A 25,660-nucleotide genomic window follows, 5' to 3' on the forward strand; every position below is an offset into this window, starting at 1 on the left:
ACCCACATGAAAAAAACTGTTTTATTATTGAGTATTGCAGCCGCTCTGGCCACCGGATTTACGGTATCCTCCTGCTCCAGCGATGATGATTTCGGATCTTCTGTTTCTCAGACAGGTGTATTGACCATGAATTTCACCGGAGACCAGATTGCCACCTATCAGACTCTGGATATTTCTATCAAAGAAATCAATACCGGAACGATTACCCAGCTATCCATTAAAAACACCAATGCCCATTCTGTTGAGCTTCCTTTCGGATCTTATATGATTACGGTAAACGGATCTGTGGTAAAAACCGATACAGAAGAGGTAAATGTAGGAGCTTCTGCCAATACGGATATCAAGATGAATGTTACCAACATCACCATCCCTCTTCTGGTAAAACAGTTTGGCAATGATTTTATTATTGAGGAAGTATTCTTTACCGGCGTAAGGACACCGGATGACAAGAACTACAATTCCGGAAGGTATTTTAAAATTACCAACAATACAGACAAGGTGCTGGATGCAGCAAACCTGATCATTGGCCAGTCGAATTTCCTGACGACATCGAATGATAACCCTACCCCTTATGATGCCAATACCTATTTTCCTGTAAAAGGTGTGATGATCCTAACCAGCACAGCACCGAAACTTGTGGAACCTGGAGATTTCATCGTAGTTGCAGATAATGCAATCAATCACACACAGAATACCTCAACAGCTTACAACCTGAAGAATGCGGACTGGGAATTCCCTTCCAACAATCCTACGCTGGGACAGGTAGACAACCCAAGTGTACCGAATGCGGAAGTAATCTATTCTCAGATGGCCTACAATATGTTCTTCCTGCACAACAGAGGCTTTGAAAGCTACGTGATTGCCCGCTTTCCTGCAGGAGAGGATAAAAATACATTCCTGCAGAACCAGAAATACAATTATACATTCGTGAACAGCGCAGGAAATACGGTGGCAAAAAGTGTCTACAAAATTCCGAATTCCTGGATTATAGACGGGGTAAACAACAGCATCCCGACAGATTTCGTACAGACGCTTACTTCAGCGAGCATTGATGCCGGCTGGACTTCCGTAGGCTCCATGAACAACGATGCCACCCGTTACGGGAAATCAGTAAGGCGAAAAGTAATTGGTCAGACTTCCAAAGGTAAAAATATCTACAAAGATACCAACAACTCTACCCTGGATTTTGTTAAAGACTCACAACCGAGTCTCAAAAACGGTATTATCCATTAATTCCGACTGAAAATCATTAAACGATTCCTATGTTCAGTAATACCACTTCTTTCGTTGTACTTTTCATCCTGTCCTGCTCTTTGCTGAAAGCACAGGACAGCCTGGATTTTTTCAACCGGTACCGAAATCAGTATAGTGCAGAAAGAACTTTAAAATCCCGGCTGTACTCTAATCCGGCATCAATGTCGGATTACAGTGTTGCCTCTTTTTCCGAATTCGGGGCCGGATACCACAGTGAGCAGAAAGATATTTACCGTCAGCAGCTCGGTGCAGGAGAACGGGGCCTGGAAATTTATGCCCGTTCATTCCAGAAACTGAACAGCAGAAGAGCAGTCTGGGGTAAAGCCAGCTATGAAAGCCTGAAACAGCTGAAGCTGAAATGGAATGAAAACCTTGATTTCGACCGTATTGCTCCTTATGTTTTAGCAGATTCCGTAGGCGGAGACCTGAAACTTGAACGGTATTCCTTTGCGGGAGGCTATTCTGAAAAAATAAACCGCTTTACCCTTGGGATTGAAGCTAACTATACGGCACAGCTGGGGTACAGGTCCAGAGACCCGAGGATCAATAATTCCACGTCTGATCTTTGGGTAAACCTTGGGGTAAACTATAAAGCATTCAGGGAATATGAAATCGGTGTATTTACCCGGCTCAATAAGTACACACAGAACAGCTCCATATCATTTGTAAGCCTCCTCGGAAACCCTTATGTCTATCAGATGGTGGGTCTGGGATATTCCAATAATTTCTTTAACGGAGGAAAAAATGCAGTGGCTTTTGAAGAACTGGGATATCAGGTTGGTGTCCAGATTATGAATAAAGGCGGAAAGGACTTTTACCTTCATGCCATGGCGGGAAATGCTAAAAACACTAAAAATATCCAGATCAGTAATCCCTTTTATGAATCTTCGGAACTCAGTAACGAGCAGTTTATTTTTGAGGGAGCTAAATTCTTTGATCTGAATATGCATCACAGGTTTGGGGTTTTTGCCGGTTATACGGCTTCCGTAAAAACAGGCACGGAATTCGGATACTCTGTCAACACCCAGTTTACTGAACAGGTTTTCCAGCGGAAAGCCTACCGTAAAGAAGACTACAGTTCCACGGTAAAGTTGATGTATCAATACTCAAAAGACCATCTTACCCTGAATGCAACTCCCTTTTTCAGACGCCAGGAAATCAAGGAGAGAAGATTATATCCGGTATCCGGACAGAAATTCGTATACAACTATTTTGGGATCAGTGCAGATGTACAGCAAAGACTGAATGAAAACCAGGTATTGAGCTTTAGCCCTTATTTTATTAAGCGGATGGTTCACCGTTCCATCTCGGCTCTCTCTTCCACCGCCAATGCAGCCATCAATGACTGGATACAGCAGGACTATTCTTTTCAGGCAAGCGGCATTTCCACCTTCGGGGCATCATTAAGGTATGACGTCAAGCCGCAAAAGCTTCCCGCTTTTTTCATCACCACCCAGTATCAGTCCCAAAAGATGCTGCACAAAAACAACCATTTCATCAGCATCCATTTAGGAATAACATTTTAACATATGAAGCGAGGTATCTATTGGGTTTCAGGATTTTTCCTGGTCATATTATGGAGTTTTGCACCTAAAGTAAGCCGGGATCTTTCATCCATCCAGGACCCGACTGTGCAGGATATTGTAAACAGCTATAAGAAAGCTATTTCCGGATGGCCAAAACCTACCATTGACAAAGGTGTGGAATGGAAAGAATTTATGCCCATCCGGTCAGACTCCGCTTACTTTGCTACCCAAAATCAGCCGAATATACTGTTGGGTAAAATGTTGTTCTTTGATCCCAAACTGTCAAAATCCAACCAGATATCCTGCAGCAGCTGCCATGATCCTGAAATTGGTTGGTCAGACAAAAGAAGGGTTGCCCTGGGCAATGATCATTTACAGGGAGGCAGGAATACTTTATCGCTGTTTAATGTTTCGGAAAGGAAATCCTTTTTCTGGGACGGCAGGGCAAAATCGCTTGAAGAACAGGCTGCCGGGCCGTTGGGCGCGCATCACGAAATGGCCATGGATATCAAAACATTACCGGCAAAGATCCAGGCGATCAAAGGCTATGCCCCACTGTTCAAAAATGCATACGGCAGTGAGAAAGTAACCTATGAAAGAATTGTAAAAGCCATTGCCGATTTCCAGAAGACCATCAAAAGCCAGCCAAGCCGCTTCGACAGGTTCCTGGAAGGAAAATACAATGCGCTGCCCGATGAGGAAATCTACGGTATGCATATCTTCAGGACCAAAGCCCGCTGCATGAACTGCCATTACGGGCAATACCTCACCGATGAATCTTTCCACAACATCGGTTTAACCTATTATAAAAGGAAATATGAAGATCTGGGCCTTTATAACATCACTAAAAACCCTGAAGATGCAGGAAAATTCAAAACGCCCCAACTCAGGGATCTTATGCTGACTCAACCGTGGATGCATAACGGACTGTTTAATGAGCTTGAAGGGATCATCAATATCTACAACAGCGGCATGCACCAGATCGACCCTGCTCCGGAAGTGAAAAAGAATGATCCTCTTTATCCGGTGACAGATCCTCTTCTCAAACCACTCCATCTGACTCCGGATGAAAAGAAAGCTCTGGCCGCCTTCTTAAAATCCATGTCAGGAACCAGATACAAAATGAGAAGGCCGGAAATCCCCGTAGAATAGTTTTTAATTAAGGCACCACCAACTGTTCTGATTATTCAGTAACGAAACGGCTGTGATGTATTTCGATATACCGGCAAATTTTCCATCCCAGAAAAACACCGAAGGTATTGAGGATGATATCATCCACCTCAAAAATGCCCAGACGGGTAAAATACTGAAGGGCTTCCACGATAATAATAGCCGACAGGAAAGTAAATAGAAGGCTTTTAAGCGACCTGAGCCCGGGAAAAGACCATCCTAAAAATCCGAACGGGATAAACATAATGATATTTCCCAGGACAATCTTAACGATATATTCCTTCGGAAGCCCGGAATTCATAAACTGAACGGTTGAAATAACGGGTTCCAGCCTCAATGCAGGATCAGGATACCGAGCATCGATCCTTCCGAAGCCGAAAAGCATAAGGTACAACAGGAACAACGTATAGGGATAAATAATAAACTGATAAAATTTCTTTAACATCAACGGGCAGGAGTATTCGCTTCAAAAATAGTAAATTTGTATCTTAAATCAAGCTCATGAAATACGTTTTACTCACCCTTATTTCGGCAATGCTTCTGTCTGTCTCATGGCCGACGTATGGAGTTCCGTTCTTTATATTCTTCGCACTGGTGCCTCTCCTGATGATGGAGCACGGTGTTTCCAAATTTTCAGGGTACGACAGGAAAAGCTGGGTAGTTTTCGGACTGTCTTATCTGTGCTTTGTGATCTGGAATGTGGTAACTACAGGATGGCTGTACGGGTCTAAAAATCCGGATGGCAGCCATTCAATGATGGCGGTCCTGTTTCCGGTACTTGTTAATTCCTTCTTATACGCATTGGTTTTCCAGTGCTACCACTGGTATAAAAATGCCCAGGGGACTTATTGGGGCCTGGCTTTTTTCGTGGCTATCTGGATGAGCTTTGAAAAGTTCCACCTCAGCTGGGAACTTACCTGGCCTTGGCTGAACCTCGGCAATGCATTTTCAGAATATCCGAAACTTATCCAGTGGTATGACACCCTTGGAGCTACAGGCGGAAGTTTCTGGATCCTGATTGTGAATATCATGACTTTTTATACGGTGAGGATATGGGAAGCCGGAAGAAAAAGAAAAGGACTGATCACCAATACCCTTATAGTGACAGCCTTAATTGCAGTACCTATGATTATTTCCGTTATCAGATACAATACATTTGATCAGAAGCCCGTGGGACAGGTGAACGTACTGATGCTCCAACCCGATCTTGATCCGTACGCGGAAAAATATTCCAAAGACAGCCTGACCATAGAAAATGACCTTTTGAATCTGGCCGAAAAGAATTCTACCGGGAAAATAGATTATTACATTGCCCCGGAAACCGCTATTCCCGGCAGAGGTTCCATTTCAGAAACGGCATTTGACAAAAGCCTGATGCTGAATAATCTTAAAGACTTTCTTGTGAAGCACCCCGGTTCCGTATTCGCAACAGGAATTTCTTCCCACCGCTTTTATTCGAATACAGACTTGCTTCCAAAAGATGCGTATCAGCTGAATCCGAGGCTTTGGGTGGAAAGTTACAATTCCGCTGTCCAGGTAATCCCGGGCCGGAAAGTAGAGGTTTACCATAAAGGTAAGCTGGTTCCGGGCGTTGAGATTTTCCCGTATATGAATGTCCTGAAGCCGTTATTAGGCGATGCCATGCTTAACCTCGGCGGAACTGTCGCTTCACTGGGCACCGATAAAGAACGGGTTGCTTTTTCAAATCCTTACAATAAAGGCAAACTGGCTCCGATCATCTGCTATGAAAGCATCTATGGTGAATTTGTGGGAGATTATGTAAAAAAAGGAGCCAATTTCCTGGCTATCATGACCAATGATTCATGGTGGGGCGTTACGGAAGGCCACAAACAGCTTTTATCGTATGCAAGGTTAAGAGCCATTGAAACCAGAAGGGAAATTGCTAGGGCTGCTAACAGTGGGATATCCGCCCATATCAATGCCAAAGGAGACGTTACTGCCGATACTTTTTACGGCGACCAGACGGCTCTGTTTGCTAAGGTAAACCTATACGAAGGAGAAACCTTTTACGTAAGGTCCGGAGATTTTCTTTCAAGGCTGGGTATTTTTGCTTTAGGCTTTTTACTTTTTTATTATCTGATCAAGCGGTTTCAGAAAAAGTTCATGAAATAAACTAAAACAATTTTGCAATCAATATTTTAATATAAAGAAAAACCAGCCATTGCGCTGGTTTTCTCAGTTTAATTGAGTTTAAAAATCAAAACTCTAACCATTTACCCGAAAAAGTCTGAGACTGAAAGATCACAGGAACAAAAAAGAATGGACAGATGATTTTTTTATTTTGTTTTTGTTTAGATTGATTAAAATAAAGATAATATCAAATAAAATATTACTGATCAACTTAAGACCGATATTTGTCACCTGGTCTATTGTGACGGGCATCATAAGGTATTTTTGAAAAAAATACACTGTAAATCTGTATAATAATTATCAGAAAAAAATATTCAAAACTTGTCTAACTGAAAAAAACTTCGTAATTTTGCACTCTCAAATATTATAGTACAAATAAGAACATCGAGATATGTCAAGAATTTGCCAAATAACAGGAAAGCGTGCAATGGTTGGTAACAACGTTTCTCACGCTAATAACAAAACGAAGCGTCGTTTTGAAATTAACTTATTAGAGAAGAAATTTTACCTTCCGGAGCAAGATAAGCACGTAACACTGAAAGTATCAGCTCATGGATTGAGAGTGATTAACAAAATTGGAATCGAGGAAGCTATTGAAAGAGCTACTAGAAACGGATTGATTAAAAAGAACTAAATCATGGCAAAAAAAGGAAATAGAGTTCAAGTAATCCTTGAATGTACAGAGCACAAAGAGAGCGGAATGGCAGGAATGTCAAGATACATTTCTACAAAAAATAAAAAGAACACTACAGAGAGATTAGAGCTTAAAAAGTACAATCCGGTTCTTAAGAAATATACGCTTCACAAAGAAATCAAGTAATTTATAAATATAATTTACCATGGCAAAAAAAGTAGTAGCAACCCTACAGAGCGGTCAATCTAAGAAGATGACCAAAGTGGTGAAAATGGTGAAGTCTTCCAAATCCGGAGCTTACGTTTTCGAAGAAAAAGTAATGAATGCAGACGAAGTAGACGGTTATTTGAAGAAATAATCCCTGCTTTATTTACAATATAAAAACTACTCATCTTTTGGGTAGTTTTTTTGTTATCTTTGTTAAGACAACACGACATCTTATAAAATCAGAATTCGGATATGAGTTGGTTTAAAAACATTTTTAAGAAAGAAGAAAAAGAAACTTTAGACAAAGGCCTTGAAAAATCCAGCCAGGGTTTCTTTGAAAAAATGACTAAAGCGGTAGTTGGTAAAAGCAAGGTAGACGATGAAGTCCTGGACAACCTGGAGGAGATCCTTATTGCATCCGATGTAGGCGCATCCACTACCATCAAAATTATCCAGAGAATAGAAGAACGTGTTGCCAGAGACAAATATGTAAGCGTTAGTGAGCTTGATAAGATCCTTCGTGAAGAAATTTCAGGGCTTCTCCTTGAAAATCCTCATGCAGGAACCGGAAATATCGATACTTCAAAAAAACCCTACGTCATCATGGTTGTTGGGGTAAACGGCGTTGGTAAAACCACCACCATCGGAAAGCTGGCCCACCAGTTTACGACAGAAGGAAAAAAGGTTGTTCTGGGCGCTGCCGATACCTTCAGAGCAGCAGCAGTGGACCAATTGGTGATCTGGAGCCAGAGAGTGGGCGTACCGATCGTCAAACAGGAGATGGGGTCAGATCCAGCCTCTGTTGCTTTTGACACGGTACAGAGTGCGGTTGCACAGGATGCTGATGTAGTCATCATCGACACCGCCGGAAGACTCCATAATAAAGTCAACCTGATGAACGAGCTTTCCAAGATCAAACGGGTGATGCAGAAAGTTATTCCTGATGCTCCCCATGAAATCCTTCTGGTGCTTGACGGCTCTACCGGACAGAATGCTTTTGAGCAGGCCAAACAGTTTACCGCCGCTACAGAAGTGAACGCACTGGCGGTAACCAAACTAGACGGAACCGCCAAAGGAGGCGTAGTAATAGGCATTTCCGACCAGTTCCAGATCCCGGTAAAATACATAGGTGTAGGCGAGAAGATGCAGGACCTGCAATTGTTTAATGGTATAGAATTTGTTGACTCATTTTTCAAGAAAAGATAATACAATCTTCTTCTTGATCAACAACCAATTCAAATATTAACAATTAAAAAAATTTACGATTATGGGATTTTTAACATGGATTTTATTCGGCCTTATTGCAGGTGCAATTGCTAAAATGATTATGCCGGGCAACCAGGGAGGCGGATGGCTTTTGACCATTATTCTGGGAATCGTTGGAGCATTCGTAGGAGGAGCCATCGGAGTTTATGTACTTCACTGGGGTGATGTGGAAAGTTTCTGGAACCCAAGAAGCTGGATCCTGGCCATAGGAGGTGCGCTGATTGTCCTCTGGATTTACGGAATGGCTACACGGAGGAGTTAGAATGAAAAAATAAAAAATTAAAGCCCCGGATCTGATTTCAGATCCGGGGCTTTGTTTACAATATAATTTAGTTTAGTTGATTTTAATCTGATAAGGCATCTGCATCTTGATTTCAGATTGCAGTTTCTCTTCAGTAATCTGCTGCAGGATTTCATAATTGGCTTTTCCTATCTTGCTCTTGATAACCCTTGCTTCAATATCCTCTTTATTCAGGTCCTGGAAAATCTGTTCAAAGGTGCTCATCTTTTTAGGATAAGACGTTACATTGTAAGATTTAAGGCCTGCCTTCTGTGCAGCAAAACGTACAGCATCTTTCAGGGTACCCAGCTCATCTACCAGGCCGATCTGTTTGGCCCGTACTCCGCTCCATACTCTTCCGCCGCCTACCTGATCAATCTGCTCAAAAGTCTGTTTCCTGTTTTGGGTCACGAAATGAACGAATCTTTTATAAGTCCCTTCCACGCTTCGGGTAATCATATTGACCCCATAAGGAGTTACGCCATTTAAAGTCGAAAAATACTGTGAATTGGCATTGGTCGACACAATATCAGAACGTACCCCGTTTTTATTGGCCAGCTCTTTAAAATAAGGAATAACACCAAAAACACCAATGGAACCAGTGAGCGTATTAGGTTCCGAATAAATCTTATCTGCTGCCATCGCTATGTAATATCCGCCGGAAGCTGCATAATCTCCAAAGGAAACAATAAGCGGCTTCTTCTTTTTCAGTTGCTGGAGCTGGAAAAGGATTTCATCAGAGGCATTGGCACTCCCACCCGGAGAGTTGATCCTGAAAACGACAGCTTTCACTTTATCATTCTCCTGAAGATCCTTAATGTACTCAATGTATTTCTCAGAGTAGATTTCATTATATTCATCACCGCTGTTGATTGAGCCTGCAGCATAGAGTACGGCCACCTTATCACCGGATTTCTCGTCATCAGAATAGGAGTTAATATATTTCGCTAAAGAAATTTTATTCAGCTTATCATCCTCTTTCAGATTAAGCTTGGTTTTGATCATCTGGTCATACTCCCCTTTCTGGATCAGCTGATCTGCCAGTTTGTACTTGAGGCTCAGTTCCGGGATCATTCCATACAGGCTATCCACTACTGTTCTGAACTGCGTTGTATCCATCTTTCTTGAAACGGCTATTTTTGAAGAAGTATTTTTCCAGATGTCATTCAACAGTGTACTTAGCTGCTCCCTGTTTTCTGGCGAGATATCATTTCTTAAAAACGGCTCAACGGCAGATTTGAATTTTCCGTGACGGATAACCTCTATTCCGATACCGTATTTATCAGCGAAATCCTTAAAGAAAGCTACTTCTGTAGCCAATCCTTTCAACTCGATCATCCCGGCAGGATTCAGGTAATACTTATCGGCAACAGAACCTAAATAATAGGATGCCTGCGATACCGTATTTCCATAAGCATAGACAAATTTCCCACTTTTTTTGAAGTCCTCGATAGCACTTCTTAGGTCATCAATCTGTGTAATACCCGCATTCAGATTGTCTACTTCAATACTGATTCCTTTGATATTATCATCTGCTTTCGCTTTATCAATGGCTTCGAGCGCTTCGTAGATCAGAATATTCTGATTTTTTTTATCAACGTTGAATAGCCCGGTACGCTCTTCCGTAGGACTATCGATAATATTGGTTTTAAGATTAATGGTAAGTATAGAGTTCTTCTTTACTGTCACTGATTTGTCGCCACTCGTTGATCCGACCACCAGTATAATAATAAAAAAGAAAAAAAACACGACACATAATAGGACAATTGCCACTATATTTGCCAGCACATTCTTAAAGAAGCTTTTCATAAATATCAATCATTTTCCGATATGTCGCAGCATAAGGTCATTTTGTTACTGGGAAGTAACCTGGGAGACCAAAAAAAAAATTTAAATACCGCTCTCGATAAAATCAGAGAAGGGGAAAATGAAATATTAAATATAAGTGAATTCCTGACATCTGAACCTGTAGAATTTGCTAGTTCTAATATTTTTTGTAATATTGCAGTAGTAATATCTACCAGCCATTCGCCAATTCAACTGCTTGATTTTGTTAAAAGTATTGAATCGGAGATGGGCAGAACAACGGATTCAAGAGCATCCGGAGCGTATAGCGACAGGATTATTGACATTGATATCGTTAAGTTCAACGAGTTGAAATTTTCATCAGAAAGGCTTGAGATCCCTCATCAGAAAAACCTTTATGAAAGAGATTTTTCCAGGATATTATTAAAAGCATTTATCTAACACATAAAACATATTGTATGAAATTAGGTTTATTAATTTTGGCGGTCCTGCCAATAGCTGCTTATGCTCAGGACAGTATTGCAGTACATTCCACTGAATACCCTAATACTTTTTCGTCCGGCTCCGCCAACGTTCAACCATTTACCAACAGTGCCAGAAAATTCAATGACTGGTCTATATCCATCGGTGGTGGTGCAGCCTTTATGGCTCATGCAGATCTTGTTTCATTTTATGACAAGAAAATCAACTGGGGCTATAATGCTTATGCAAGTATTGACAAACAGATTACCCACACCTTCGGGTTAAGTCTTGCGTACCAGAGAGGGGAAACGAACCAGAGAGCTCAGTTAGGCGGTATACCGGGTCAACTGGCCGGTATAGCAGAAGCAAATACAAAATACAACCAATTGGTATTGCTTGGAGATATTAATTTTTCCAACCTTTTAAGAAGAGTTGATAATCACTCTCCTTACAGATGGGCTTTCCACGGGTATGGGGGTGTAGGTCTTATGAGCTACAAGACTTCTCTGCATGATAATAATGAATTCAGATGGAGCACAAATCCTCCGAGAATTCCGTTATTCATCAATCAGGATTTTGATTTTAACTCTACGTTCTTCCAATTCGGTTTCGGTCTTAAATATAATGTTTCCAAACTTATAGATATTGAAGCCAGGACCATGTATATCATGAGTGGGGATGATGAGTTTGACGGCGGCGGATGGGCTGGCCCGGCTGATTATGATGTCAATTCAAAAGTTTCAAAATACAATATGATTAAATCAAGCAGATCTGACAATATGTGGACAGTGAATCTTGGTCTTTCATTCAAACTTGGTAAACATGATACACATCTTGCTTGGCATGATCCTTTGCAGGAAGCGTATTACAGAGCTCAGGTTCTGGATGAAAAATCCACTGATCTTGTGGTTTGCGAAAAAGGAGATAATGATAATGACGGTGTTTGCGATGACTGGGACAGAGAGCTTAACACACCTGCCGGAGCACGGGTGGATGGTGCAGGAGTAGCTTTGGACATGGATCTTGACGGAGTAATAGACTTATATGATAAGTGTGTTACTGTACCCGGTCCTGTAGAAAATAACGGATGTCCTACGAATAAATAATTCTTATTTCAGTATTTGGCCCGGTTATTGTAAGTAACAGAGCATGTAAAATTGAGATTGAATTTTACTATTACTAGGATCAAATAATAAAATAATTAACTAAATAAAAAAATACACTATGAAATTAAGTTTAGCGATTGTTGCATTGGCAATGGCTGTACCAACAGCAAGCTTCGCGCAAGACTCAACAGCAGTTTCAAATGGACAGTACCCTAATACTTTTACATCTGGTTCTGCCAACGTTTCGCCATTTACTAATGAATCTAAAAGATTTAATGACTGGGCAATTTCCTTTGGTGCAGGTGTACCAATGATGCAAAGTGCTGATTTAACATCTTTCAAAAATGGTGATGGTAAAACTCTTTTCGGATATTCCGCATATGTTAGTATCGACAAAGCCATTACTCATGCTTTTGGTTTGAAGTTACAGTATGACAGAGGGGAAACAAGACAGGGATGGTTCTATACAAAAGATCCTGTACCAACTAACCTTCCTGCTTTTCAACAGGTTGCAGGTAGGACACAGTATGATGCGATCTCTATCTTGGGAGATGTAAACTTCTCTAACCTTTTAAGGAGAGTTGATAATCATTCTCCATACAGATGGGCACTACACGGGTATGCTGGTATTGGAACACTCGCTTATAGAGCTTATCAAAAAGACATCACAGGTCAGAGACTGGCTACAGAAGTAAAACCTTTTAAATTTAATTCTTTATTTGGTCAGGCAGGTGCTGGTCTTAAGTTTAAAGTAAACAGAAGATTAGATATCGAAGGTAGACTAATGTATGTGGTAACCGGGGATGATAATTTTGATGGTGGTGGTTATAACAATGTTAACAGCCGTTCAGAGAATACTTCAGATAACTTCTTTAATGCTACTTTAGGGCTTTCATTAAAGCTAGGGAAGCATGAATCTCACCTGATGTGGCATGACCCATTACAGGAAATCTATTACAAACTTGACGTTTTGGCTAATAAAAACCAGGATATTGAAGTTTGTAAGAAAGGAGATGCTGATAATGACGGAGTATGCGACGATTGGGACAGACAGCTTGATACTCCTGCAGGAGCAAGAGTTGACGGTGCTGGTGTAGCATTAGATACCGACTTAGATGGTGTAATCGACCTTTACGATAAGTGTGTAACAGTTCCGGGACCTGTTGAAAACAACGGATGCCCTACTACAGCTGCCAACAACGGTCCTGTTGTTGAAACTGAGACAAAACTTGAAGGAATTGAATTTGATCTGAACTCAGACAGAATCTTACCTTCAAATACTCCAATCCTGAATAACGCTGTAAACTACATCAATTCTTCAGCTGGAGCATACAATGTAATCGGAGCTACTGATACAAGAGCTTCACAAGCTTACAACCAAAAACTTTCTGAAAGAAGAGCCAGCAACGTAAAAGATTATCTAATCAAGAACGGAGTTGAATCTACTAAACTTAACGCTATAGGTAGAGGTAAAAAAGACCTTAAATATCCTGAGTGCGACCCAGCTACTAAATGTCCTGAATGGAAAAACAGAGCTAATAGAAGAGTTTATTTCGAAGCAAAATAATTTAAATTTGTTAATAAATTGAAGCCACGCCCCGCGTGGCTTTTTTTGTTGTGATACTTTCCTTATTTTTACCCTATGATTTCCCAGCAAGATTTTCAAAAATTAAAATCCGAAACCCTGAAGTATTTTTGGGGCCATGATGGCTTTAGGGATTCACAGGAAGAAATCATAGATTCAATCATCAATGAACAAGATACGCTGGTTCTTCTCCCCACAGGAGCCGGAAAATCACTTTGTTATCAGTTGCCTGCATTATTGAAAGAAGGTACATGCCTTGTCGTTTCACCACTGCTTGCGCTGATGAAAGATCAGGTAAGCCAGCTCAAATCCCGTGGCATAGAAGCGGAATACCTATCTTCGGAACTGGATGAATATGATGCTGAAGCCATTTATAACCGTTGCAAGGAAGGCCTAACCAAACTGCTGTATGTTTCACCGGAAAGATTGACCAATACTCAGTTTTTGCAGAATATAGACATAATAGACCTTTCATTCATTGCCGTAGACGAAGCCCACTGTATTTCAGAATGGGGGCAGGATTTCAGACCAAGTTATCAGAATATTAAAAACTTCAGGAAAAACAATCCGGATATTCCCTGTATTGCACTAACGGCCACAGCGACCCCGAAAGTTTTAGAAGAAATTAAGATCAAGCTGGAACTTAAAAACCCGAAGATATTCCAGAAAAGTTTCAGGCGGGAAAATATAAAGATTTTCACTGAAGAAGTTTCAGACAAGTTCCAGAGGATTTTTGACATTCTGAAATATACTCAGGAATCCGGAATTATCTATGTACGAACCAGAAAAGAAGCAGAACTGCTGACAGAATTCCTTCACAAAAACCAGATGACCCATGTTGATTTTTTTCATGCCGGTCTTACCGCAAAAGAAAAAAACAGCAAGCAGAGTGAATGGAATACCAGCAACCGGAATGTCCTGATCTCAACCAACGCTTTCGGAATGGGGATCGACAAAGATAACGTACGTTTTGTGATCCATTACTCTCCTTCGCCCTCTATTGAAAATTATTACCAGGAAATCGGGAGGTCCGGAAGGGACGGGAAAAACAGTTTTGCCTTCCTGTTATGGAATGAACAGGAACTATCTAACTTTGATCAGATCCTTAAAAATCAGATACCGGGAAAAGATGAATTTATCCGGATTGTTACCTACCTCTACTCTATCTTCCAGGTGGCAGAATATGAATTACCGGAAAAATCTTTCCAGCTGAATATCAGAGGTATTCAGAATTTCACCCGGCTTTCTTCGGCAAAGATCAAAAATGTACTGAATTTCCTGCATAACCAGGAGTTGATTTATCATAATGATCACAAAAGCCTTTCTTCACTGCAACTACTTATAAAACCGGAGGAAATTGAATTGTTGCCCAGAAAAGATGCCTATTTTGTCGAACTGATGCTCCGCACGGTATCCGGAATTACTACCCATAAAGTATTGTTCAGTGAACAGCAGGTCAGCAATAAGATCGGAGTGGGAATCCCACTGATTAAAGATCGGCTGAAGGAACTCCAGCAAAAAAATTATCTGGAATATGTGGACGGCGCTTTATCCAGTATAAAATTCCTTAAAGCGCGTGACGACAGGGCTGTAAAAGGTATATACTGGAATCTTTTCCAGCACATCCAGAAAAACAAGGTCCAGAAATGGGAAGAGGTGAAATTTTACCTGGGAAACAAAAAGCATTGTAAGATGAAACTGATTCTGGCCTATTTTGGAGAAAAAGACACAAAAAGCTGTGGACGGTGCTCAGTGTGTCAAAAAAACAAGCAATCGGTGTTTGGTAAAAACATTGGTGCTCAGATTGTCAATATTCTTTCAAAGCAACCCTGTACTATAGAAGAACTTTCAATCAGGCTGAACTTTCATCCGAAAGAAAACATTCTGGAAAACCTGATTTTCCTGCTTGACTCAGGTAAAATCAAAATGCTGAATTTCAGAACCTACACAATAGCCTGATAAAATTAATAATGGAATTGATCTTTCTCTTTCTTTCACCTATTTAAACCTTACTGTTTGAATCATAAATTTTATTATTTATAACCCAGAACTCATAATTTACAACTCACCACTGAAAATCTTATCTTTGCACCATGAAATCATTAAAAGTAGTTTTCCTGGGTACTCCGGAGTTTGCTAAAACTTCTCTGGAAGCCATTCATCAATCCCGTCATGAGGTAGTAGGCGTAGTCACTGTAGCAGATAAAGCGAGTGGGCGCGGCCAGAAGGTCAATCAGTCACCTGTGAAAATATTTGCTGTGGAACATAACATTCCTGTTTTTCAGCCTGAGAAACTGAGAAACCCGGAATTCCTGGAAGAGCTCAGAAAACTTAATGCCGATGTTTTTGTTGTGGTAGCATTCAGAATGATGCCTAAAGTGCTTTTTGAAATGCCGACAATGGGTACTTTTAACCTCCATGCCTCACTACTTCCTGATTACAGAGGAGCTGCCCCGATCAATTATGCAGTGATCAACGGAGAGCAAAAGACAGGGGCAACCACCTTCTTTATCAACGAGAAAATTGACGAGGGAAACATCCTGTTACAGGAAGAACTTGATATTTTACCTGATGAAAACGCAGGCAGCCTTCATGACAGGCTTATGGAAATGGGAGCCAAGCTGGTGGTTAAGACTCTGGACGGACTGGCAGATGACAGCATTCAGGAAAGACCTCAGCCACAGGTTGAACATCCGAAAAATGCCTATAAGATCTTCAAGGAAGACACCAAAATCCAATGGGATGCCCCATCCGGAACAGTCCACCAGTTTATTCTGGGTATGTCACCTTATCCTGCTGCATTTACGACGTTGAAAATCGGCGATGAGGAGAAGGGGCTTAAAATGTTCAGCGGAAAATATGAACTTGCAGATCATGGTAAAAAAGCCGGTACCCTGGATATTTCAAAAAACGGATTAAGTATTTATACACAGGATGGCATCTATTATCCGCAGGAACTTCAGCTTGAGGGAAAGAAAAGAATGGGAGTAAAAGATTTCCTGAACGGATTCAGAAGCTTTGAACATATAACAATGGCTTGAGAAATTCTCAAGCCATTGTTATATGTTATCAATAAGAAATTTGCTTTGTAAGTGATTGGTCAGTTTTAAAAATTAAACTGTAACACCGTTAGAATTAATATTCCGTACATACAAATGTTGCTTTAAAAGCCATATTTTAATTTTAAGCCAATTGATAAACGGAGCAAATTGACAATTCACTATGCACCATTAAAGCTGTACCATTTCAGTTACTTCCACATCGTATCCCCCTACCTGAGGCTTGATATTCGGATTTTGGGTAATGACCTTGAATTTATTGATCCCAAGATTTTTCAGAATCTGTGTCCCAATGCCATAATCCCTGTAATTATAAGCCAGAGTAGGATGCTGAACCTGCCCGTCCTGATAGTTCAGGAACTGCTGTAATTTCCTCAGTGTATTTTCTGAATTGGAAACGTTATTGATGAAAATAATGGCTCCCTTTCCTGCTTCATTAACCATACCTGTTACTTTTTCAAGCAAAGGCTTTTCTCCGTTATTCAGCCTTGTCAAAACATCAAAATAAGAATCAGAAGACTGAACGCGTACCAATACCGGTTCATCAACAGTCCATGTTCCTTTTGTAAGGGCAAAATGGATCTGATCATTGGAGGTTTCCCTGAATGCGAAGAAATCATACTCTCCGTAAGCCGTATTCACTTTTCTCTCTTCAATTCTTTCAATCAGGTTGCCTTTCTTAAGCTGATAATGGATCAGGTCTTCAATAGAGACGATTTTCATATTGTGTTTCTGGGCAAAAGCATAGAGATCCGGCAGCCTGGACATGCTTCCGTCTTCATTCATGATCTCACAGATGACACCGCCTTCTTTCAATCCGGCAAGACAGGTAAGGTCGATAGCAGCTTCCGTATGCCCGGCTCTTTTCAGGACGCCGCCTTTTCTTGCCCTGAGCGGGAAGATATGACCCGGACGCATGAAATCGGTCGGCTTGGATTTTTCATCCATCAGCGCCAAAATGGTTTTAGCCCTGTCACCGGCAGAAATCCCTGTAGATGTTCCATTACCCAGAAGGTCTACAGAAACAGTGAAGGCAGTCTCCTTCGGGTCACTGCTGCGGCTTACCATGACATCAAGCCCAAGCTCGTCACATCTTTTCTCCGGTAGTGGCATACAGATCAGCCCTCTTCCGTGAACAGCCATAAAATTGATCAACTCTGGAGTAGTGAGTTCGGCAGCACAAAGGAAGTCACCTTCATTTTCCCTGTCTTCATCATCTACTACAATGATTATTTTACCGTTTTTAAGATCTTCTATAGCCTCCGGAATCGTATTTAATTTGATATCTGACATTTTTACTTTTAATTTTCGCAAAGATACTTATAAAAAAAGGCATCTCCCAATTAATATAAACGGTTTATTATACGCCCAATACAGAGTTTTTTGCCTCACTGAAAATATGATAAGACTCAAGCCTTTTCTGATGGTCATAAATATGGGCATTCACCATCAGCTCATCTGCTTCAAACCTTTCCTGAAAGCTTCGGAGCTGGTCCTCAATTTCAGTTTGATTGCCAATGAGCGTATATTTCAGTTTCTGCAGGACCATGGATTTTTCCATCGGTGACCAGATATCATCCATATCTTCTACCGGCGGGGCAAATGGTTTTCTATCATTTCTGATGATATTGATAAATGCCTGATACAGTGTTGTAGAAATCGTACGCGCTTCTTCCGAAGTGGATGCGGCAACTCCGTTAACACAGGCAATTATATACGGTTGTTTCAACTGGCGCGACGGCTGGAAGTGCTGCCTGTAAATTTTAAATGCCATTTCCATCTGCTCCGGGGCAAAATGTCCGGCAAAAGCGTATGGCAGTCCGAGCTCAGCTGCAAGCCATGCACTGTCTGTACTGGAGCCCAAAATATACAATGGGATATCCAGGCCTTCCCCGGGAATAGCCCTGACCATTGCCCCTGAGTTCTCCTTCGAAAAGTAAGTCTGCAATTCAAGGATCTGTCTTGGAAATTGTTCATTGATCGTCATAGGATTTCTTCCCAGAGCCTGGGCTGTCAAACCGTCTGTTCCCGGAGCTCTCCCCAGTCCCAGGTCAATCCTTCCCGGAAAAAGAGATTCCAGAGTACCGAATTGTTCAGCAATAACCAGTGAACTGTGGTTCGGGAGCATAATGCCGCCGGAACCGACTCTTATTTTTTTTGTCCCGTTGGCAATAAAGCCAATGAGCACCGAAGTGGCAGAACTGGCAATGCTTTCCATATTATGGTGTTCGGCAAGCCAGAATCTTTTATAGTTAAGGTTTTCCGCATAGTTGGCCAGCGATAAACTGTCCTGAAAAGTATCATGGATGGTTTTTCCCTGTTTGACAGGGGCAAGGTCCAGCACGGATAATTCAAAATTTTTCATATTGCACTCAATTTTCTTTTAGAGAAAATATAATGCAAAGCTAAAGCTTATAATCTGCATTAGTTACTTTTTGTAATTGATAGGATTAATAGTGTGTTTTAGCGAAAAACTATTGACTGGTCAACAATAAAAATTAAGCGATTAACCCCTGTGTAGATCATTTAAATTTATATCTGCATGGGATAAAATTGTATATTTAATCTCATTCACTGAGATAACAATTAAGATCCATGAACCTTATCAAAGATTTTCAGGAACAGACCGTTGAAATATTGGATTTCCAGACCACCTATCTGGTTGTACAACTTAATAATGTATCCTCACGTTTTGATTTTAAAAATAAAAAGGAAGCATTTCTAAAATATAAGACCAAAGGCACATTCAGATATTATACCCATCATCCTTTGCTGATAAACCATAACGAGAGCTCCCACGAAGTTTTTATCAATTCAAAACCTGAAGATGCAGAAACATTTATTGCAGACCTTCGAACGTCTTTTCATGAAATTACCAAGGGCTGGAGAAACTTTGAAGATTATATTGAGTCTAAGTCAGAAATTTTTGATTCTGTATTTAATAAAAACATCAGGAAGGGATCCGGTAAGATTTTAACAGTGCCTTCATCACTTTTAGCTGAAACCGAAAGAATATGCCAAAAGCATCACATCAAGATGACAACCTTTGGAGGTAATAAAATAACTCAGAATGAACTCATTATGATTGATCATCAATTTGTAATTGCTGAGCAGTTTGTTCCTAGTTCAATGTAGACATCAATTATCCCTTCTTGCTCTTCTCTTTAAAATAATTGAAATGATTGATCAGAATTCTGATTTCATTGAATTCAAAGTGGCTGGGAAGCGCATTTTTCCATTCTGTCAAGGTTTCTTTCGGATCCGTTTTAAAGATTTCTTCAAAAGCTTTGATCTTATCCGAGGTAATTACTCTTGAAATATCCAGTAACCCCTGTTCTGCAAACTTCGCCAGATGCCCGATCACTGTTTCTTTCACCAATCCTCTTTCCAGCGCAATTTCCGAAATGGTTTTGCCTTCCTCGAATAGCTGGAACGTGAGTACCTGCGACGGGACCTTTGCGATTTTCATACTGACTTCCTTGTCATTTTTCTCATCCAGCAGCCGGGTTTCCAGCAGATGGATATCTTTCAGGCTGTTCAGGTATTCTTCAGTATCTTCAAGCCAGCTTTTAAAATCTTCATTATATTGTTTCAGGCCTTTTACCCCTTTTATTTCCGCGTAGAAGTCTTTCAGAGGGCTGAATATTTTATCTCGGGTTTCCGTAAAGAAAAAATTTACGGCACCTTTAGCCTTGCTTTCAATTTCTGCCCATTCTTCCTGCTGGCTGATGAAGCTGTCCACTTTTTTGAAAATAATCCTTTCCAGTTTCTCAAAAACCTTTCCAAGGGTTACGATTTCATGTTTGATCTGGGTATACAGCTGGCTGGCCTTTACATGGTCGATGCTTTTGGTCGCTACGGAACGTTTGTTCCATTCTTCGGCTTCCTGTAAGAACCAGAGGCAGTCTAAGGTACGCAGTACTTTCCGGATGCTGTAATCGTATTTTTCTTTATTCAGGATCGACTCTACATGGTCATTGGCATGGGTTTCTCCCTGAAACTGCAGAATCCTGTTGTCCTTAAAAATAACTTCAGGTGTAATTTCAGATTTCAATACAATACCTTCCAGCGTCCTGCAACGGGATAACGCCACATATACCTGGCCGGCCGTAAAGCTTTTTCCAGCATCTATGATGACCCTGTCAAATGTAAGCCCCTGGCTTTTATGAATGGTTACCGCCCAGGCGAGCTTAACCGGGAACTGCTCAAAGCTTCCCAGAACTTCTTCCTTGATGCTTTTGTCCGTATCTAGGAAATATTTTTTCTGCTCCCAGACTTCCCTCTTCACGGTAATTTCGCGTTCACTACCTTCCAGGATGACTTTAATCTCATTGTCGTCCAGTGAGGCAATTTCTCCCAGCTTACCGTTGAAGTACCTTTTATCCGGAGAAACATCGTTGCGGATGAACATGATCTGTGCACCGGGCTTCAGCTCCAGGAACTGGTCATTCGGAAACTGGTTCTCCTTAAATTCACCAAACAGCTTGGCTTCATAAGTAGTAGCATCCACTTTGATCTCCGCCAGTTTTTCCTGGTTGATTTCGTCCGCCATTTTATTATGTGAACAAAGGTATACGTATGAATCTTCCCCTGCTTTGAAACCGGGGTCGTATCTCTGGTTCAAGAGACTGAAATCGATATTGGCCACATCACCGTCCCGGATGGCATTTAGGATATCCAGGAACTGTTCATCGGACTGCCGGTACACTTTGGTGAGTTCGATGGTGATCAGTGGAATATCCTTGATGGCATGGCTGTCAAAAAAGAAAGGGGACTTGTAATATTGCCTCAAAAGATGCTCATCGCGTACTACGGGCGGCAACTGGTACAGGTCGCCGATAAACAGCATCTGTACGCCGCCGAACCGTTGGGTGTTCCTCCTGATGAACCGCAATGAAAAATCCATCATATCCAGTACGTCGGCACGCAGCATCGATACCTCATCAATGATGATCACTTCCACTTCCCTCAGCAGCTTCAGCTTATCTTTCCGGTATTTGAAATGCGGCATAAGGTCTGCAATATTATTGGCCATGCTACCGTCTATACGGTCTGTAGTGGGCAGAAATGTCCTCAGTGGAAGACCGAACATGGAGTGGATGGTGACTCCGCCTGCATTAATGGCTGCAATGCCTGTCGGGGCCACTACAATATGCTTTTTCCGCGTCTTTTTTACAAAATCATTGAGGAAAGTGGTTTTCCCTGTTCCTGCTTTTCCTGTAAGAAAGACACTTCTGTTGGTATGCTCTATTAAGTCGAAAAAATAATTGTTCATTGCCTGCCAAATTTACGGAAATGAATTGGATTTTTGGTCTTGGCATATGTTTTGAAAATTACCATGTGGATAAAAAAATAAACATGAAGAACCCATCAGCCTATCTAAAAACATTGATTCTGTGCGCTGCACTGGCTTTGACGTCTTGTACGGCAACGAAGAATACAGATGCCAATCTGCCTAAAGATATCGCAGAACGTCCTGCGGATGAAAGCAGCCAGAAATATGACCAGGCCCAACTGGATAAACTTAAAGCCTATATTCAGAATGAGATCAATAAGGTGGAATGTACCGGAAGTAATGACTGGACTTTTAGCCCGATAGGAGCCAAAGCATGCGGCGGTCCTCAGTCTTATATCGCTTATCCTAAAAAAATGGAATCTGAAATCTTACCGAAGATCAACGACTATACGGAAAAAGTAAAAGCATTCAACGAAAAATACAAACTGATGTCAGACTGCATGATGATACTGCCCCCTAAAGCGGTAAAATGCGTTGACGGCAAACCTGAATTTGTGCCTTCAACATAATCCGCTATAATCCTATAAACACACGAATTCTTATAGTAAAACAGGCTGTTCCCAATGGAAACAGCCTGTTTTACTTGTATAATGACCGAATATCCCATATGGAAAATGGTCTCACCCTTATCAATTCTATCCTTATATCTCACATATAAAGTCTGATATCTGATATCTAGCACCTGAAGTCTGATTATCACTCCTTATACCACGAAGAATACTTCACATAATTATCAGCAATCCTGTTCACTTCCCCTTCCAGCAATGCTGCAGAGATATCTTTGATTTTCCTGGCCGGAACGCCGCCCCAGACTTCTCCGGATTTAATATGGGTACCCTGGGTGACTACCGAACCGGCTCCCACAATGGAGTTTTCTTCTACCAGGCACTCATCCATTACGATGGCACCCATCCCTATTAGTACGTTATCCTTTATGGTACATCCGTGCACAATGGCATTATGGCCGATGGAAACATTGTTCCCGATATTCAGCGGGTGCTTTTCATAGGTGCAGTGCAGCATGGCATTGTCCTGCACATTGACTTTATCTCCCATCCTGATATAATGTACATCACCCCGTATAACGGCATTGTACCAGATGCTGCATTCTTTGCCCATGGTCACATTTCCGATAACGGTTGCTGTTTCTGCCAGAAAAGTATCTTCCCCGATCTGAGGAATTTTGCCTAAAAGTTCTCTTATAATTGCCATAGTTCAGTTGAAGTTTAATAATGAGCAGATTATGAAACCGGATTTCGTATGTGTGCATTTCAAATGGCAGCGATAGCAAAAATCTAATTTCGAATCTCTGACTCCTAAGTTCTAATTGCGTATTTTTGTATTCAAATTTAACGAAAAAATGCGTACAATAATTATAGAGCCAACCGAAAACCCGAAAGTGATGAAATTCGTTACGGATTACACGTTGATCCCGGGGTCTTTAGAGCTGGACAGAAATTCAGATATATTGGAAATCCCCCTTGCCCAGGAACTGTTCAATTATCCTTTTGTAGAAAGGATTTTTATTACCGCCAATTTTGTGGCTGTAGCCAAACAGGATACGATAGAATGGGAACATGTGGTGGAAAGCCTTAAAAACGTGATTGAGGACGAATTGCTGGCCAATCCGAGAATATACCTCCAGAAGAAAAAGGAAATGTACCAGATCTATGCGGAGATGACGCCTAATCCTAATGTAATGAAGTTTGTCTCTAACAAACTTCTTTTGGACGGTTTTGCTGAAGTAAAATCCAGGCAAGAAGCTGAAGGTGTTCCTTTAGCCCAGGCGATTTACAAAGAATTTGATTTTGTTTCCGAGGTTTTTATTTCCGATAATTTCGTGGCCGTGACGAGAAACAATTCTGTGGAATGGCATGAGGTGATGATGGCTGTCCGTGCCCTGATTGCCGAATACCTTCAGAATGGTGGTGAAATCTCCCGTCTGGAACCTCAGAAACATGAAAACCCGGTAGAAAAAATTATCAACAGGGATTACACTGATGATGAGCAGAAAATATCCGACATCCTGAATGAATATGTTGCTCCCGCAGTAGAAAATGACGGCGGAAAAATCTCCCTGATGGAATATGACCAGGACAGCAAAACAGCAAGGATGCTTTTACAGGGTGCGTGCTCAGGATGCCCGAGTTCTACGGCTACCCTGAAAAACGGTATTGAAAACATCCTGAAACAGTTTGTACCTGATCTGGTAGAAAGAGTGGAAGCAGTTAACGGATAAATATCTGCCCATGTCTTCCGGAACTAAAATCCTTATTATAATTGGAAGTGCTTCTGAAAATTCCAGCAACCAGAGACTGATGGATCAGATACTAGAAAAAACAGGCCATGTAAATTTTCTGATGTATGATAACCTGTCTATCCTTCCTCATTTTGATACAGCATTAACGGATGATCATACTCCGGCAGAAGTCCTGAAAATCAGAGAAGATATCAGGAATTCAGCAGGGGTCATCTTTTCCACACCGGAATATATTTTCAGTATCCCGGGAAGATTAAAAAACGTATTGGAATGGTGTGTATCTACAACGGTTTTTTCAGAAAAACCGGTTGCTGTGATCACTGCTTCTGCCAATGGAGAAAAAGGCCATGAAGAGCTGTTATTGATTTTAAAGACCCTGGGTGCTGTAGCAGATGATAAACATCAGGCATTAATAAAAGGAATAAAAGGCAAATTTGACCACAATGGATTACTGGAAAGTAATACCTTTGCCAAAGTATCAAAATTAGTAACAGACTTCATAACTTCTGTTTCATAATTAAAAATTAAAATGTTGAATAAGAAAGGAATTTTACTGGTCAACCTCGGTTCACCGAAATCCACAGCCGTTGATGACGTAAGGGAATATCTTGATGAATTTCTCATGGATGAAAAGGTGATTGATTACCGTTGGATCTTCCGTGCTTTTCTGGTAAGGGGTATTATCCTGAATACAAGGCCGGCAAAATCTGCTGCTGCCTACAAGACCGTCTGGACAGATCAGGGTTCCCCGTTGATCGTTATTACAGAAAAAATTCAGAAAAAACTGCAGGAACGGTATGATATCCCAGTGGAAATCGGGATGAGGTATGCCCAGCCAAGCATTGAGTCCGGAATCCGCAAGCTTGTGGACCAGGGAGTTTCGGAAATTGTTCTTTTCCCATTATATCCGCAGTATGCAATGAGTACTACGGAAACGGTCATTGAAAAAGCGGAAGAAGTAAGGAAAAAGAATTTTCCGGAGGTGAAAATCAGCTATATACAGCCGTTTTATAACAGAGAGATCTATATCAGCTGTTTGGCAGAAAGTATCCGCGAGAAATTGCCTGAACATTTTGATGCATTACAGTTTTCTTATCACGGAGTTCCAGAAAGGCATATTTATAAGACCGACCCTACCAAGACCTGCAATCTTAACGACTGCTGTTCAAGGGAAAGCAATCCGAGCCACCAGTTCTGCTACCGCCATCAGTGTTATAAAACTACGAATGACGTCATTCAAAAACTTGGGCTGCCGAAAGAAAAAACCATCGTCTCTTTCCAGTCGAGGCTGGGCAAAGACAAATGGATTGAGCCATATACGGATGAAACCCTGGAAACCATTCCTAAAAAAGGAGTGAAAACCTTAGCCGTAGTATGTCCTGCTTTTGTATCCGACTGCCTGGAAACCCTTGAAGAGATTTCCGTTGAGGGTAAAGAACAGTTCATGCATGCGGGCGGAGAAAATTTCCATTATATCCCATGCCTTAATGATGAAGACCGGTGGATTGATGTCATTCAAACCCTATGCGATGAAAAGCTGAATGAATTTTATCTGGTATAAATTCATGACTTCATAATAATAAAAAGGCCACTGGAAA

25 protein-coding genes are annotated in these 25,660 nt (G+C 41.2%); 19 read left to right on the forward strand and 6 right to left on the reverse strand.

Annotated elements, in window-relative coordinates; all coding sequences use genetic code 11:
- The first annotated feature begins 6 nt into the window (after positions 1-6).
- From CGB83_RS08655 to CGB83_RS08665, 3 genes are read left to right on the forward strand one after another with little or no spacing between them, the layout of a single operon-like run.
- The gene (locus tag CGB83_RS08655) at positions 7-1,233 is read left to right on the forward strand and encodes a DUF4876 domain-containing protein (RefSeq protein ID WP_100075436.1); all 1,227 of its coding nucleotides are present in this window, start codon (positions 7-9) and stop codon (positions 1,231-1,233) included.
- A gap of 29 nt (positions 1,234-1,262) precedes the next feature.
- Positions 1,263-2,780 (forward strand): DUF6850 family outer membrane beta-barrel protein, encoded by a 1,518-nt coding sequence (locus CGB83_RS08660; RefSeq protein WP_100075437.1) that lies wholly within the window; start codon positions 1,263-1,265, stop codon positions 2,778-2,780.
- Between the two features lie 3 nt (positions 2,781-2,783).
- Positions 2,784-3,932, forward strand: a complete 1,149-nt coding sequence (locus CGB83_RS08665; RefSeq protein WP_100075438.1) for a cytochrome-c peroxidase — start codon at positions 2,784-2,786, stop codon at positions 3,930-3,932.
- A 31-nt stretch (positions 3,933-3,963) separates the two neighbouring features.
- On the opposite strand, the gene CGB83_RS08670 is transcribed toward CGB83_RS08665, so the two are convergent.
- Complete coding sequence (locus tag CGB83_RS08670; RefSeq protein WP_100075439.1) at positions 3,964-4,395, reverse strand: VanZ family protein; 432 nt, start codon at positions 4,393-4,395, stop codon at positions 3,964-3,966.
- Positions 4,396-4,451: 56 nt separating this feature from the next.
- Between CGB83_RS08670 and lnt the strand changes: the two genes are divergently transcribed.
- The 6 genes from lnt to CGB83_RS08700 all read left to right on the forward strand — a co-directional run bounded on the left by lnt (position 4,452) and on the right by CGB83_RS08700 (position 8,470).
- Positions 4,452-6,083, forward strand: coding sequence for an apolipoprotein N-acyltransferase (gene lnt / locus CGB83_RS08675; protein WP_100075440.1), 1,632 nt, complete (start codon positions 4,452-4,454; stop codon positions 6,081-6,083).
- Positions 6,084-6,492: 409 nt separating this feature from the next.
- Positions 6,493-6,735 (forward strand): 50S ribosomal protein L28, encoded by a 243-nt coding sequence (rpmB, locus tag CGB83_RS08680; protein ID WP_002976757.1) that lies wholly within the window; start codon positions 6,493-6,495, stop codon positions 6,733-6,735.
- 3 nt (positions 6,736-6,738) lie between these two features.
- Complete coding sequence (gene rpmG / locus CGB83_RS08685) at positions 6,739-6,921, forward strand: 50S ribosomal protein L33 (protein ID WP_034683820.1); 183 nt, start codon at positions 6,739-6,741, stop codon at positions 6,919-6,921.
- A gap of 19 nt (positions 6,922-6,940) precedes the next feature.
- The gene (locus CGB83_RS08690) at positions 6,941-7,093 is read left to right on the forward strand and encodes a DUF4295 domain-containing protein (RefSeq protein WP_002976755.1); all 153 of its coding nucleotides are present in this window, start codon (positions 6,941-6,943) and stop codon (positions 7,091-7,093) included.
- Positions 7,094-7,194: 101 nt separating this feature from the next.
- Positions 7,195-8,148 carry a signal recognition particle-docking protein FtsY gene (gene ftsY, locus CGB83_RS08695; RefSeq protein WP_100075441.1) on the forward strand — a complete coding sequence of 318 codons (954 nt, stop codon included), beginning with the start codon at positions 7,195-7,197 and terminating at the stop codon, positions 8,146-8,148.
- A gap of 61 nt (positions 8,149-8,209) precedes the next feature.
- Positions 8,210-8,470, forward strand: coding sequence for a GlsB/YeaQ/YmgE family stress response membrane protein (locus CGB83_RS08700; protein WP_100075442.1), 261 nt, complete (start codon positions 8,210-8,212; stop codon positions 8,468-8,470).
- Positions 8,471-8,542: 72 nt separating this feature from the next.
- On the opposite strand, the gene sppA is transcribed toward CGB83_RS08700, so the two are convergent.
- On the reverse strand, positions 8,543-10,297 hold the full coding sequence (gene sppA / locus CGB83_RS08705) for a signal peptide peptidase SppA (protein ID WP_100075443.1): 1,755 nt from the start codon (positions 10,295-10,297) through the stop codon (positions 8,543-8,545).
- 21 nt (positions 10,298-10,318) lie between these two features.
- On the opposite strand from sppA, the gene folK reads away from it, so the two are divergent.
- The 5 genes from folK to fmt all read left to right on the forward strand — a co-directional run bounded on the left by folK (position 10,319) and on the right by fmt (position 16,488).
- Positions 10,319-10,735, forward strand: coding sequence for a 2-amino-4-hydroxy-6-hydroxymethyldihydropteridine diphosphokinase (gene folK, locus CGB83_RS08710; protein WP_100075444.1), 417 nt, complete (start codon positions 10,319-10,321; stop codon positions 10,733-10,735).
- Positions 10,736-10,752: 17 nt separating this feature from the next.
- Positions 10,753-11,862 carry an outer membrane beta-barrel protein gene (locus tag CGB83_RS08715; RefSeq protein WP_100075445.1) on the forward strand — a complete coding sequence of 370 codons (1,110 nt, stop codon included), beginning with the start codon at positions 10,753-10,755 and terminating at the stop codon, positions 11,860-11,862.
- A 118-nt stretch (positions 11,863-11,980) separates the two neighbouring features.
- Positions 11,981-13,429: an OmpA family protein gene (locus CGB83_RS08720; protein ID WP_100075446.1), complete on the forward strand. Its 1,449-nt coding sequence runs from the start codon at positions 11,981-11,983 to the stop codon at positions 13,427-13,429.
- A gap of 75 nt (positions 13,430-13,504) precedes the next feature.
- On the forward strand, positions 13,505-15,406 hold the full coding sequence (locus CGB83_RS08725; RefSeq protein WP_100075447.1) for a RecQ family ATP-dependent DNA helicase: 1,902 nt from the start codon (positions 13,505-13,507) through the stop codon (positions 15,404-15,406).
- A 134-nt stretch (positions 15,407-15,540) separates the two neighbouring features.
- Positions 15,541-16,488, forward strand: coding sequence for a methionyl-tRNA formyltransferase (gene fmt / locus CGB83_RS08730; RefSeq protein ID WP_100075448.1), 948 nt, complete (start codon positions 15,541-15,543; stop codon positions 16,486-16,488).
- A gap of 189 nt (positions 16,489-16,677) precedes the next feature.
- On the opposite strand, the gene ribB is transcribed toward fmt, so the two are convergent.
- A complete protein-coding gene (ribB, locus tag CGB83_RS08735; protein WP_100075449.1) occupies positions 16,678-17,799 on the reverse strand; it encodes a 3,4-dihydroxy-2-butanone-4-phosphate synthase in 1,122 nt (373 codons plus the stop codon).
- A gap of 67 nt (positions 17,800-17,866) precedes the next feature.
- On the reverse strand, positions 17,867-18,871 hold the full coding sequence (locus CGB83_RS08740) for an LLM class flavin-dependent oxidoreductase (RefSeq protein ID WP_100075450.1): 1,005 nt from the start codon (positions 18,869-18,871) through the stop codon (positions 17,867-17,869).
- Between the two features lie 230 nt (positions 18,872-19,101).
- Here CGB83_RS08740 and CGB83_RS08745 point away from each other — a divergent pair, with 230 nt between their 5' ends.
- Positions 19,102-19,641 carry a hypothetical protein gene (locus CGB83_RS08745; RefSeq protein ID WP_100075451.1) on the forward strand — a complete coding sequence of 180 codons (540 nt, stop codon included), beginning with the start codon at positions 19,102-19,104 and terminating at the stop codon, positions 19,639-19,641.
- Between the two features lie 7 nt (positions 19,642-19,648).
- Here CGB83_RS08745 and CGB83_RS08750 read toward each other — a convergent pair whose 3' ends face one another.
- A complete protein-coding gene (locus CGB83_RS08750; protein ID WP_100075452.1) occupies positions 19,649-21,781 on the reverse strand; it encodes a helix-turn-helix domain-containing protein in 2,133 nt (710 codons plus the stop codon).
- Positions 21,782-21,864: 83 nt separating this feature from the next.
- Here CGB83_RS08750 and CGB83_RS08755 point away from each other — a divergent pair, with 83 nt between their 5' ends.
- Positions 21,865-22,311: a hypothetical protein gene (locus CGB83_RS08755; RefSeq protein WP_100077549.1), complete on the forward strand. Its 447-nt coding sequence runs from the start codon at positions 21,865-21,867 to the stop codon at positions 22,309-22,311.
- Between the two features lie 187 nt (positions 22,312-22,498).
- Here the strand turns inward: CGB83_RS08755 and CGB83_RS08760 are convergent, their stop codons facing one another.
- Entirely contained in the window at positions 22,499-23,014 is a 516-nt protein-coding gene (locus tag CGB83_RS08760) for a gamma carbonic anhydrase family protein (protein ID WP_100075453.1), read from the reverse strand.
- 148 nt (positions 23,015-23,162) lie between these two features.
- Here CGB83_RS08760 and CGB83_RS08765 point away from each other — a divergent pair, with 148 nt between their 5' ends.
- Genes CGB83_RS08765 through hemH form a run of 3 tightly spaced genes read left to right on the forward strand, consistent with a single transcriptional unit; the run spans position 23,163 to position 25,623 of the window.
- Positions 23,163-24,041, forward strand: a complete 879-nt coding sequence (locus tag CGB83_RS08765) for a NifU family protein (protein WP_100075454.1) — start codon at positions 23,163-23,165, stop codon at positions 24,039-24,041.
- A 10-nt stretch (positions 24,042-24,051) separates the two neighbouring features.
- Positions 24,052-24,579 (forward strand): NADPH-dependent FMN reductase, encoded by a 528-nt coding sequence (locus tag CGB83_RS08770; RefSeq protein ID WP_100075455.1) that lies wholly within the window; start codon positions 24,052-24,054, stop codon positions 24,577-24,579.
- A gap of 15 nt (positions 24,580-24,594) precedes the next feature.
- A complete protein-coding gene (gene hemH, locus CGB83_RS08775) occupies positions 24,595-25,623 on the forward strand; it encodes a ferrochelatase (RefSeq protein ID WP_100077550.1) in 1,029 nt (342 codons plus the stop codon).
- Positions 25,624-25,660 lie beyond the last annotated feature (37 nt).

Origin of the sequence: Chryseobacterium camelliae, from assembly GCF_002770595.1 — a bacterium.
GTDB classification, from domain to species: Bacteria; Bacteroidota; Bacteroidia; order Flavobacteriales; family Weeksellaceae; genus Chryseobacterium; species Chryseobacterium camelliae.